General features: G+C 45.0%; 10 protein-coding genes and 1 pseudogene. 10 read left to right on the top strand and 1 reads right to left on the bottom strand.

Going from position 1 to position 12,480, the window contains the following annotated elements:
- The first annotated feature begins 121 nt into the window (after positions 1–121).
- From lpfA-O113 to FQZ95_RS26240, 10 genes and pseudogenes are all read left to right on the top strand, one after another.
- Positions 122–694 (top strand): long polar fimbria major subunit LpfA-O113, encoded by a 573-nt coding sequence (gene lpfA-O113, locus FQZ95_RS01870; protein ID WP_160529823.1) that lies wholly within the window; start codon positions 122–124, stop codon positions 692–694.
- A gap of 47 nt (positions 695–741) precedes the next feature.
- The gene (gene lpfB-O113 / locus FQZ95_RS01865; protein ID WP_024166226.1) at positions 742–1,473 is read left to right on the top strand and encodes a long polar fimbrial chaperone LpfB-O113; all 732 of its coding nucleotides are present in this window, start codon (positions 742–744) and stop codon (positions 1,471–1,473) included.
- Between the two features lie 24 nt (positions 1,474–1,497).
- Positions 1,498–4,017, top strand: coding sequence for a long polar fimbrial usher protein LpfC-O113 (gene lpfC-O113 / locus FQZ95_RS01860; RefSeq protein ID WP_160529822.1), 2,520 nt, complete (start codon positions 1,498–1,500; stop codon positions 4,015–4,017).
- Positions 4,018–4,026: 9 nt separating this feature from the next.
- The gene (locus tag FQZ95_RS01855; protein ID WP_160529821.1) at positions 4,027–5,100 is read left to right on the top strand and encodes a fimbrial protein; all 1,074 of its coding nucleotides are present in this window, start codon (positions 4,027–4,029) and stop codon (positions 5,098–5,100) included.
- Between the two features lie 246 nt (positions 5,101–5,346).
- A complete protein-coding gene (gene pstS / locus FQZ95_RS01850) occupies positions 5,347–6,387 on the top strand; it encodes a phosphate ABC transporter substrate-binding protein PstS (RefSeq protein WP_160529820.1) in 1,041 nt (346 codons plus the stop codon).
- Positions 6,388–6,472: 85 nt separating this feature from the next.
- Complete coding sequence (pstC, locus tag FQZ95_RS01845; RefSeq protein WP_000741620.1) at positions 6,473–7,432, top strand: phosphate ABC transporter permease PstC; 960 nt, start codon at positions 6,473–6,475, stop codon at positions 7,430–7,432.
- Positions 7,432–8,322, top strand: coding sequence for a phosphate ABC transporter permease PstA (gene pstA, locus FQZ95_RS01840; RefSeq protein WP_001251991.1), 891 nt, complete (start codon positions 7,432–7,434; stop codon positions 8,320–8,322). Before pstC ends, pstA begins: the two co-directional genes overlap by 1 nt.
- A gap of 91 nt (positions 8,323–8,413) precedes the next feature.
- Positions 8,414–9,187 (top strand): phosphate ABC transporter ATP-binding protein PstB, encoded by a 774-nt coding sequence (gene pstB / locus FQZ95_RS01835; RefSeq protein ID WP_000063126.1) that lies wholly within the window; start codon positions 8,414–8,416, stop codon positions 9,185–9,187.
- A 14-nt stretch (positions 9,188–9,201) separates the two neighbouring features.
- On the top strand, positions 9,202–9,927 hold the full coding sequence (gene phoU / locus FQZ95_RS01830) for a phosphate signaling complex protein PhoU (RefSeq protein WP_160529819.1): 726 nt from the start codon (positions 9,202–9,204) through the stop codon (positions 9,925–9,927).
- Positions 9,928–10,204: 277 nt separating this feature from the next.
- Positions 10,205–10,968: pseudogene (locus tag FQZ95_RS26240) on the top strand (type III effector protein); the annotation flags it as partial.
- Positions 10,969–11,106: 138 nt separating this feature from the next.
- On the opposite strand, the gene FQZ95_RS01815 reads toward FQZ95_RS26240, so the two are convergent.
- The gene (locus FQZ95_RS01815; protein WP_160529816.1) at positions 11,107–12,297 is read right to left on the bottom strand and encodes a pentapeptide repeat-containing protein; all 1,191 of its coding nucleotides are present in this window, start codon (positions 12,295–12,297) and stop codon (positions 11,107–11,109) included.
- Positions 12,298–12,480: the final 183 nt, after the last annotated feature.

The raw sequence follows: 12,480 nt of genomic DNA, 5'->3' as shown, positions 1-12,480 counted from the left end.
AATTAATATTATTTTTAGATAAAAATACCCCTTTGGTGTACTATGCCTCTGAATCATAAAATCACTTATTAATTTAAGTTATGATTTAGACTGAAGGATATATTATATCAATGGAGTTTGTATGAAACGTAATATTATTGGCGGTGCAATTACGCTGGCATCTTTAATTTTAGCCGGAAATGCACTTGCAGAAGATGGCGTTGTTCACTTTGTCGGTGAAATTGTCGATAGCACATGCGAAGTGACTTCCGATACCGCCGATCAAACAGTACCTCTTGGTAAGGTCAGTAAAAGTGCGTTTTCAGGAGTAGGCAGCCTGGCGTCACCACAGCAATTTAGTATTAAACTGGAAAATTGCCCAGCAACCTATACTCAGGCAGCCGTCCGTTTCGATGGTACTGAAGCACCTGGTGGAGACGGTGACCTGAAAGTGGGTACACCGCTGACATCAGGTACACCTGGCGATTTTACCGGTACAGGACAAGCGATTGCGGCAACCGGCGTCGGTATTCGTATTTTTAACCGGGCGGATAATTCTCAGGTTAAACTTTATAATGACTCTGCTTATAGCACAATCGACGCTGACGGTAAGGCTGAAATGAAGTTTATTGCACGCTATGTTGCTACCAATGCGACCGTAACGGCGGGTACAGCAAACGCGGATTCACAATTCACCGTCGAATATAAGAAATAATTAATACAGGGCCTTTTTATTCAGTTGGCTTTGGCCAGGGAGTCGTTATGTCCAGAAAAAGTTGTTTAATTAGGCTCTTTAAAACAACAATTTCGTGTAATTTATTGAGGATTATTATTCTAAGCATCTTTTTCCTCCAGCCGACATTGACCTGTGCAGGTGTTGTCATTGGCGGTACACGGGTTGTTTATTTGAGTAATAATGCTGATAAATCTATTTCTGTATTTAGTAAGGAAGAAAAAATTCCTTATCTCATCCAGGCATGGGTGGATCCGTTTAATAAAGATGATAAAACTAAAGCGCCATTTATTGTTATTCCTCCGGTATCACGGTTAGAACCCGCGCAAGAAAAAATATTACGTATTGTCCACACTAAAGGCTTGTCATTACCAGAGGATCGAGAGTCTGTCTTCTGGCTAAATATCAAAAATATTCCACCCTCTGCGAGCAGCAAAGAAGCGAACTCGCTGGAAATCGCCGTTAAAACGCGAATTAAGCTTTTCTGGAGACCGGCATCTATCCGCATGATTCCCGAAGATGCCGCACCAAAGGTGAAGTGGCATCGGGAAGGCCGAAATCTTATTGCTGAGAACCCTAATCCGATTCATATCAGCGTGATGGATGTCATTGTTGATGGCCATGATGTACCTCTTAACATGATCCGCCCTTTCGAGACGCTCACGTTACCGTTGCCTGCTAATTCTTCGGGTAGCCAAATGACCTGGCGATTTATTAATGATTACGGTGCGATAAGCGAACCATTAAAGCAAGCGTTGTAAGCATTGCATAAGGATAGGCGAATTATGGTTACGACCAGAATAGCAGTTGGTCTGACGGCAGGGACATGTCTCGTTTTCTCGCAAAGTGTGATGGCCGAGGTCAGCATATTTAATCCGGCGCTGCTGGAAATAGACCATCAATCCGGAGTCGATATTCGCCAGTTTAACAAAGCGAATCACATACCTCCCGGCGTCTACAGTGTTGATATTTTTATCAATGGCAAAATGTTCGAACGGCAGGATGTGACTTTTGTTCAGGATAACCCTGATGCCGATCTGCACGCCTGCTTTGTCGCGGTTAAAAAAACGCTGACTTCCTTTGGTGTAAAAGTTGACGCGCTGAAATCGCTCAATAAAGTGGATGACCAGGCCTGTATTGACCCTGCACCACGCATTGAAGGCTCAACATGGCAACTGGACGGCGATAAGCTGCAACTGAATATCACCATTCCCCAGATCTATATGGATGCGATGGCTTACGATTACATAAGCCCCACGCGTTGGGATGAGGGAATTAACGCACTGACTATCAACTACGATTTTTCCGGTTCACATACTCTGCGCTCGGATTACAGCTCACAGGAGACCGATACCAGTTATCTCAACCTGCGTAACGGACTCAATATTGGGCCGTGGCGACTCCGCAATTACAGCACCTTGAACACCACCGATGGTCGTGCGGAATACAACTCTATCAGTACCTGGATACAACGTGATATTGCTGCGTTAAGAAGCCAGATTATGATTGGCGATACGTGGACGGCGAGCGATATTTTCGACAGCACGCAAATCCGTGGTGCACGACTTTATACTGATAAAGATATGTTACCCGCCAGCCAGAATGGCTTCGCGCCTGTGGTTCGTGGGATTGCAAAATCTAACGCCACCGTCATCATTCGACAGAACGGCTACGTAATTTATCAGTCAGCCGTTCCACAAGGTGCCTTTGAAATCACCGACCTCAATACTGCCAGCTCAGGCGGCGACCTGGATGTGACTATCAAGGAAGAAGATGGTAGTGAACAACGATTCACCCAGCCTTATGCGTCGCTGGCAATCCTCAAACGTGAAGGTCAGACCGATGTAGATGTTAGCGTGGGGGAACTGCGCGATGAAGATGGTTTTACTCCTGACGTGCTTCAGGCACAGATCCTTCATGGCTTGCCCCACGGTTTTACCTTGTATGGCGGCGTACAGGCTGCTGAAAAGTATGGTTCTGTTGCTTTGGGGGTAGGTAAAGATCTCGGTTCTCTGGGAGCCATTTCTTTAGATGCGACACATGCCAGAGCGAAATTTGCTGATGATACGGAAACGGGTCAGTCATATCGTTTTCTGTATTCAAAACGTTTTGACGATACAGACACCAGCTTACGCCTGGTTGGCTATCGTTACTCCACCGAAGGCTACTATACCCTCAATGAATGGGCCTCCCGGCAAAATAGTCCGGAAGATTTCTGGCAAACCGGAAACCGCCGCAGTCGTGTGGAAGGAACGTTAACGCAATCGCTGGGCAGAGATTATGGCAATTTATACCTGACATTAAGTCGCCAGCAATATTGGCACACAGATGATGTCGAACGATTAATCCAATTTGGTTACAGCAGTAGCTGGAAGCGCCTCTCGTGGAACGTCTCATGGAGTTATTCCAATACGGCCCGGCAAGGGACGAGTAATAGTCAGGCCAGTGATAACACCAGCGAACAAATCTACATGCTCTCTTTATCAGTTCCATTATCGGGCTGGTGGGGAAATAGTTATGCCACCTATTCGGTTTCGCAAAATGATGATTCTGGTAGCTCGCATCAACTTGGCCTAAGCGGTACGGCGCTGGAGAAAAATAATCTCTCCTGGAATCTCATGCAGTCCTATAACAGCCGCGATGATCAAGTAGGCGGTAATATGTCGCTGACCTATGACGGTACCTACGGCACGTTAAACGGCAGTTATAACTACAGCCAAAATTCTCAGCGACTCAATTATGGTATCCGGGGGGGCATTCTGGCGCACAGTGAAGGGGTAACGTTTAGCCAGGAACTGGGTGAAACCATCGCTCTTATTAAAGCACCGGGAGCCGCAGGTCTGGAAATTGATAATATGCGCGGGGCGGCAACAGACTGGCGTGGTTACACGGTTAAGACACAGCTAAATCCTTATGATGAAAACCGGGTAGCGATCAGCGACAACTATTTCTCTAAGTCGAATGTTGAACTCGATAATACCGTCGTTACGATGGTTCCTACCCGCGGCGCGGTGGTTAAAGCGGAGTTTGTGACGCATGTGGGTTACCGCGTTCTCTTCAGAGTGGTAAATGCAAATGGTAAACCGGCACCTTTTGGCGCCATTGCCTCAGTTCAAAACACAAGTACCGCCGATTCAGGAATAGTCGGTGATTCTGGTGAGCTTTATCTCTCGGGTCTGTCAGATAAAGGGCAGGTCACTTTATCCTGGGGAGGAGACGCAGTCACGAAATGTACCTTTGGCTACTCACTTTCAGTACCAGAAAATGAGAATGGTTTAATTGAGCAGAGTGTCACCTGTAATTAAAGGTTTTTTATGAGAAATAATATTCTGTTGTGGTGTTTTTCTATTGTCGCCATTTTTTACACGAGTACGACTCTTGCGGCCCCTCAAGGTATCTGTACTCCGGATAATGGCGTTTTTCATAGTGTGCTTGATTTTCCTGGATATGTTATTACGGCAACTCAGAATAAAGCGGGGACCACATTTAATACAACAGTAACTAATGGCGGGTCTTATCCGGCACATTGTCACTGTAATACAGGAAAGGTCGGTGAATTTCCCTATATTTACTACACGGCAAAAATAAATGATGCTTTAAGTTATGCTGGGGTTCATTCTAATGTAAATTACTATAATCTTAATCCACATCTGGATGTGGGTATAGCAATTGATCTTTTAGGGGTCGGATTTGTTAATGCACCATTCGAGTATCATGCTAATGATCCTGATGTAACTACAGTATATAAGTGTGGAAGAGAGGAGCCATTAGATATTTCTAGTGGTGCCAAGGCTAAGGTTTATTTTTATATTAAAAAACCCTTTGCGGGAAAGGTAACTATTCCCACAACGCTTGTTGCGAAGTTGTACGGAACTATCAGCCGTGACACACCGATTGATTATTCACAGCCGATGGCTGATGTTTATGTTCGTGGAGACATCACTGCGCCACAAAGTTGTGAAATTAATAGTTTACAGCCAATTAATTTTGATTTTAGTACTATTCCAGCCGCAGATTTTTCATCTGTTGTCGGGAGTACTGTGTCAGCGCATAAAATCACCAAAACTGTCACTATTAAGTGTGAGTATTTAGGAATAATGAATACGGATGATATCACTACCTCTTTTTATGCTACTGAACCCAGTAGCGATAATTCGATGGTTGTAACATCAAACCCAAATGTAGGGATAAAAATCTACGATAAAAATAACAGGGAAATCAACGTAAACGGTGGCGAACTACCAACTGATATGGGAGCAACAAGCGTTATTGGTGAGAAAGCTGGCAATGTAACTTTTTCTGCTGCGCCTGCGAGCCTCACTGGTGCACGACCCGCGCCAGGAACATTTACCGCTACGGCAACTATCACCATCGAAATTGTTCGTTAATCAAAGGACAACGGTGCTCCTCGCACCGTTGTCATCAGACACCTCTTTCTAACCTATTTGCACATGACATGACAAAAAGATGACATGGTTTTTCTTTTTGCCTGGTTATAAAAATCAATAAATTACGCATAAATCTCGTTGTGTCATAAAACTGTCATATTCCATACATATAACTGTCACCTGTTTGTCCTATTTTGCTTCTCGTAGCCAACAAACAATGCTTTATGAATCCTCCCAGGAGACATTATGAAAGTTATGCGTACCACCGTCGCAACTGTTGTCGCCGCGACCTTATCGATGAGCGCTTTCTCTGTGTTTGCAGAAGCAAGCCTGACAGGTGCAGGTGCAACCTTCCCTGCGCCGGTGTATGCCAAATGGGCTGACATTTACCAGAAAGAAACCGGTAATAAAGTTAACTACCAGGGTATCGGTTCTTCCGGCGGCGTAAAACAGATTATCGCCAACACCGTTGATTTCGGTGCTTCTGACGCGCCGCTGTCTGACGAAAAACTGGCTCAGGAAGGTCTGTTCCAGTTCCCGACCGTAATTGGCGGCGTGGTGCTGGCGGTTAACATTCCGGGGCTAAAATCTGGCGAACTGGTGCTGGATGGTAAAACCCTCGGCGACATCTACCTGGGCAAAATCAAAAAGTGGGATGATGAAGCCATCGCCAAACTGAATCCGGGTCTGAAACTGCCTTCACAGAACATTGCTGTAGTGCGCCGCGCAGATGGCTCCGGGACATCCTTCGTCTTCACCAGCTACCTGGCGAAAGTGAACGAAGAATGGAAAAACAACGTTGGTACTGGCTCTACCGTAAAATGGCCGATCGGTCTGGGCGGTAAAGGTAACGACGGTATCGCCGCGTTCGTTCAGCGTCTGCCGGGGGCAATTGGTTACGTTGAATATGCTTACGCTAAGCAGAACAACCTGGCATACACCAAACTGATCTCCGCTGATGGTAAACCAGTTAGTCCGACCGAAGAAAACTTCGCTAATGCAGCAAAAGGCGCAGACTGGAGCAAAACATTCGCTCAGGATCTGACCAACCAGAAAGGCGAAGATGCATGGCCTATCACTTCTACCACCTTCATTCTGGTCCACAAAGATCAGAAGAAACCTGAGCAGGGTGTAGAAGTGCTGAAGTTCTTCGACTGGGCGTACAAAACCGGGGCTAAACAGGCTAACGACCTGGATTACGCCAGCCTGCCGGATAGCGTAGTTGAACAAGTTCGCGCTGCGTGGAAGACCAATATTAAAGACAGTAGCGGCAAGCCACTGTACTAATAAAACACCATGCCGGATAAGGCATTAACAGCTTATCCGGCATTACAAAATGACTTTGTAAACGCGTTTAACTGAAGAGTAACTTATGGCTGCAACCAAGCCTGCTTTTAACCCACCGGGTAAAAAGGGCGACATAATTTTCAGCGTGCTGGTAAAACTGGCGGCGCTGATTGTGCTATTGATGTTGGGTGGCATTATTGTCTCTCTGATCATCTCCTCCTGGCCGAGCATTCAGAAATTTGGTCTGGCTTTCCTGTGGACCAAAGAGTGGGATGCGCCGAACGATATCTACGGGGCGCTGGTGCCGATCTACGGTACTCTGGTGACCTCGTTTATCGCGCTGCTGATCGCCGTCCCGGTGAGTTTCGGTATCGCCCTGTTCCTGACCGAGCTTGCGCCTGGCTGGCTGAAGCGCCCGCTGGGTATCGCCATTGAGCTGCTGGCAGCCATTCCAAGTATCGTGTACGGCATGTGGGGCCTGTTTATCTTCGCGCCACTGTTCGCCGTTTACTTCCAGGAGCCGGTCGGCAATATCATGTCGAATATCCCGATTGTTGGCGCGCTGTTCTCCGGCCCGGCCTTTGGTATCGGTATCCTTGCGGCAGGCGTGATCCTCGCCATCATGATTATTCCGTACATTGCAGCGGTAATGCGCGATGTATTCGAACAAACCCCGGTGATGATGAAAGAGTCAGCCTACGGTATCGGCTGCACCACCTGGGAAGTTATCTGGCGTATCGTTCTTCCGTTCACCAAAAATGGGGTTATCGGCGGCATCATGCTGGGTCTGGGGCGCGCGCTCGGTGAAACCATGGCGGTGACCTTTATCATCGGTAACACCTACCAGCTCGACAGCGCCTCGCTGTACATGCCGGGCAACAGTATCACCTCTGCGCTGGCGAACGAATTTGCGGAAGCGGAATCCGGTCTGCACGTTGCCGCACTGATGGAACTGGGCCTGATCCTGTTTGTGATTACCTTCATCGTCCTCGCCGCATCGAAGTTTATGATTATGCGCCTGGCTAAGAATGAGGGGGCACGCTAATGGCTATGGTTGAAATGCAAACCACTGCGGCGCTGGCAGAATCCCGCCGCAAAATGCAGGCGCGTCGCCGCCTCAAGAACCGTATTGCACTGACGCTCTCAATGGCGACGATGGCCTTCGGCCTGTTCTGGCTGATCTGGATTTTAATGTCCACCATCACCCGCGGTATCGACGGTATGTCGCTGGCGCTGTTCACTGAAATGACGCCGCCGCCAAATACGGAAGGCGGTGGTCTGGCGAACGCCCTGGCAGGTAGCGGCTTGTTAATTTTGTGGGCTACGGTATTCGGTACGCCGCTGGGCATTATGGCGGGGATTTATCTGGCGGAATATGGCCGTAAGTCCTGGCTGGCAGAAGTGATTCGCTTCATTAACGACATTCTGCTCTCCGCGCCGTCGATTGTGGTTGGTCTGTTTGTTTACACCATCGTGGTGGCGCAAATGGAGCACTTCTCTGGTTGGGCTGGTGTAATTGCGCTGGCGCTGTTGCAGGTGCCGATTGTTATCCGCACCACCGAGAACATGCTGAAACTGGTGCCGGACAGCCTGCGTGAAGCGGCTTATGCGCTGGGTACGCCGAAGTGGAAGATGATCTCCGCGATTACGCTGAAAGCGTCGGTGTCCGGGATTATGACCGGTATCCTGCTGGCGATTGCCCGTATTGCCGGTGAAACCGCGCCGCTGCTGTTTACCGCGCTCTCCAACCAGTTCTGGAGCACGGACATGATGCAGCCGATCGCCAACCTGCCGGTAACGATCTTTAAGTTTGCGATGAGCCCATTTGCAGAATGGCAGCAACTGGCCTGGGCCGGGGTGTTGATTATTACCCTGTGCGTCCTGCTGCTGAACATTCTGGCGCGCGTTGTTTTTGCGAAGAATAAACACGGTTAACACTTTGCCGGATGCGGTGTGAAACGCCTTATCCGGCCTACGGTAAGCCTGATTAGCGAAGTGCATCAGGCACGATGAGGAAAAGATTGCAATGAGTATGGTTGAAACTGCCCCGAGTAAAATTCAGGTTCGTAATTTGAACTTCTACTACGGCAAATTCCATGCCCTGAAAAACATCAACCTGGATATCGCCAAAAACCAGGTTACGGCGTTTATCGGGCCGTCTGGCTGCGGTAAATCGACGCTGCTGCGTACTTTCAACAAAATGTTTGAACTGTATCCGGAGCAGCGTGCGGAAGGTGAGATTTTGCTCGATGGCGACAACATCCTGACTAACACTCAGGATATCGCCCTGCTGCGTGCGAAAGTGGGCATGGTGTTCCAGAAACCGACGCCGTTCCCGATGTCCATTTACGACAACATCGCCTTTGGCGTGCGTCTGTTTGAGAAGCTCTCCCGTGCCGACATGGACGAGCGCGTGCAGTGGGCATTGACCAAAGCCGCATTGTGGAACGAAACCAAAGATAAATTGCACCAGAGCGGTTACTCTCTCTCTGGTGGTCAGCAACAGCGTCTGTGCATTGCGCGTGGTATCGCCATTCGCCCGGAAGTGCTGCTACTCGACGAACCGTGTTCGGCGCTCGACCCTATCTCTACCGGGCGTATTGAAGAGCTGATCACCGAACTGAAGCAGGATTACACCGTAGTGATCGTCACCCACAACATGCAGCAGGCAGCGCGTTGTTCCGACCACACGGCGTTTATGTACCTGGGCGAATTGATTGAGTTCAGCAACACGGACGATCTGTTCACCAAGCCAGCGAAGAAACAAACAGAAGACTACATCACCGGTCGTTACGGTTGATTCAGGAGTGCGTTATGGACAGTCTCAATCTTAATAAACATATTTCCGGCCAGTTCAATGCCGAACTGGAAAGCATCCGCACGCAGGTGATGACCATGGGCGGCATGGTGGAGCAGCAGCTTTCTGATGCGATCACCGCGATGCATAACCAGGACAGCGATCTGGCGAAGCGGGTGATCGAAGGCGACAAAAACGTCAATATGATGGAAGTGGCGATCGATGAAGCCTGCGTGCGCATTATCGCCAAACGTCAGCCGACGGCGAGCGACCTGCGTCTGGTGATGGTGATTAGCAAAACCATTGCCGAGCTGGAGCGTATTGGCGACGTGGCGGACAAAATCTGCCGTACTGCGCTGGAGAAATTCTCCCAGCAGCATCAGCCATTGTTGGTAAGTCTGGAATCACTGGGGCATCACACTATCCAGATGCTGCATGACGTGCTGGACGCGTTCGCGCGTATGGATATTGACGAAGCGGTGCGAATTTATCGGGAAGATAAAAAAGTCGATCAGGAGTACGAAGGTATTGTTCGTCAACTGATGACCTACATGATGGAAGATTCGCGGACTATTCCAAGTGTCCTTACCGCGCTGTTCTGTGCACGTTCTATCGAACGTATCGGCGACCGCTGCCAGAATATTTGTGAATACATCTTCTACTACGTGAAAGGTCAGGATTTCCGTCACGTCGGTGGTGATGAGTTGGATAAACTGCTGGCGGGAAAAGACCCGAAAGAGTAACGCTAACACATTGCCAGATAAGGCTTTTATGCCGCATCTGGCAATCAGCCCGGTAATGCATATTTATCGGGTAGATATACATTTTCTCTAAAAATTGCCTCACAAACTCCCCTTGATGCTATTCCCAATAGATTGCATATACATTATTTCATTCAAATTTTTGAATATTAATGTAGTGCTCTGTTCTAAAAAACATTCTTGTTATTTTTTTATTAATAATGTAACCCTCACAGAAAAAAACAGAAACCAGGGTAAAAGCCCTATGTCAAAGCACAACAAATGTGAAATAAAAAATTTCAAGATAGAGACATCAAAATATACTCTGTAAATAAAGAACCCGCAGTAGGAAAGACTGTCAGTGCATATTTGTTTATGCAGTCATTTATATATGGCTGTAGTCTTCAAGATGGAGAGTGTAAAGAAGCAAGTATTATTGCAAGTAGTTTATTATGTTGCAATATAGAAAAGTTTAATGGTGTAGAAATGGATTTTATAGAAACTTCGTTTTATAGAAAAGGTAGGGGCGATTATAGCGATGATAATCATTTTGATGATTGTGATTTTAGTTATGCTAATATGACATGCAAACGAAATGGAATTTTTGAAGATTTACTTGATCATGATCCAAGGAAATGTTTTGGAAAAAGTTAAAATAAGCTTAATCTGGATGAAACTCTTTCATAACTTATATACAATAATATTTTCCAAAATATCAAATCTAATAACGATATAAATGATAAAATAGATAAATGTTTAAAACTTAGCCATTGCTGTTTATATTATACTTGCTTGGGAAAGTTAGCCGGTGGAATTAACTTGTATGATTGTGATATTACTTTAACCACCAGGTTAAGTTATGATTTTGCTTCAAAAACACAAAGTAAAACACCTGCTTATATGGACATGCAAAGTGCTGTAGCTGAAAATGAAATTTCATCTTTCATAAAAAAGTTAATGGAAATTCATTCAAGAACAAAAGATGTTAATGTGATTGATAATTGGGAAAAGGCGCTGGTAAATTTACAACATTTATTAGTTAACGCAATAAAATAGACTAAATAATAAGTCGGTATCTCTTGTTCATCGCAATCGCACTCTACGGTTTTATCCTGCTGAAATGAGCCTGTTTCCTGACACGGATATAAACACAAAATAGAGTGCTGTAGTTAATCTTTTTGGTTATTCAGAGCAAAATAACAGTAGTGATTCTTTATAAAAAGTAATCTCTCTATCATTTTTATATAAATCATCATTAAGAAAATCCAGAAGCTCTTGCCTTACACTATAAATATTAGCTTTTTGGTCTACCAATGACGATAATATATCTTTGACTCCTTTTAATTTTATGACTCTATCAGATATTGTATTAAGGGTGAAGAGGATATTACGTTTATTAGAGCTTGAGAACCAATACTTCAAAATATTATCAGACCATTCTCTCGGTGTCTTAATTAATTGCGCTTTTGTTCTGACTTTATCGAATGTGGAATCGCTAAAATTTGTTCCTACGCACGAAATGAAATTCATTTCTGACTTGTCAAAATTGCAATTACGCATCTCACACATATCAAGATTAACATTTTGAAATATCGAATAATTCATATCGGCATGTGAAAAAGAACATGCAATAAACGATATAAACTCCAACCTGGAGTTAGAAAATGAATTGTTTTTAAAATCAAAAGCACAGGTTTTTTTGATTCCATAATTGTTAGTCCATCTACAATATAACGAAATCATGTTTTTTATTAACTGATAACACCAATGTGATGATTGAGATAATTCACTGGGATATAAATTTAAATCCTCTTCGAATATAATCTGTGTGTTATAGTTGTTTATTGTATATATATGAAGGCAATCATTTTTTGATGCTATGGTTGTGCTAAAATTAAGTTGCTGAGCATGATCCTTGCTAACGAAATCCAATGTAATAATGTCTTTATTTCCTTTCTTTTCTATGTGATATGCGTTTAAAAAAGAAATTTCATCGATCTGTTCCTCACTTAATATAAATGGCATTTTGTTATCAAAGACAGTGTTATCGGCAGATGGGGCTGGAATACAAGTATTTGAGCACAGTTTTAATAAAAAAACATGAAAACGATGGAACTTGTTTTTGTACATAAGAGAGTCTAATCTCTGTTGTATCTTCTGTAATTGTCCTTTAGGAAGTAAATGCTGTAAATTTGAAAATGCGCAATCTAAAATACGTTGATAATCAAAAAGGTCTTTTCTTGGACCAGTTATCAAAAAATCGTCAGGCAATTTAGAAAAGTGATTGAGATGACATAAATATTCCCGTTGCTTCTTGTCTATATTCTTATAGGAAACTGCATAGTTTGGTGGAGTGCCAATAAGATTTTCCATAAATCACCTTGGTAACATATTATAAAATCTATTTATTCTAACATTGACAATATAACCAGCTATAAAAAATCGCTCATTTTCAGATATTGCGGTTTACCTGAGGGATGATTCGTTATGCCTAAAAATTGGGAATCCAGGGTAAACACCCTGGATTAAATCGGGGGAAATGAGCTATTTTTTATA

It is taken from the genome of Escherichia sp. HH41S (assembly GCF_009820115.1).
Classification (GTDB): domain Bacteria; phylum Pseudomonadota; class Gammaproteobacteria; order Enterobacterales; family Enterobacteriaceae; genus Escherichia; species Escherichia coli_F.
The sequence above is the reverse complement of the archived record's forward strand: the minus strand, read 5'-3'. Positions and strand labels throughout refer to the sequence as shown.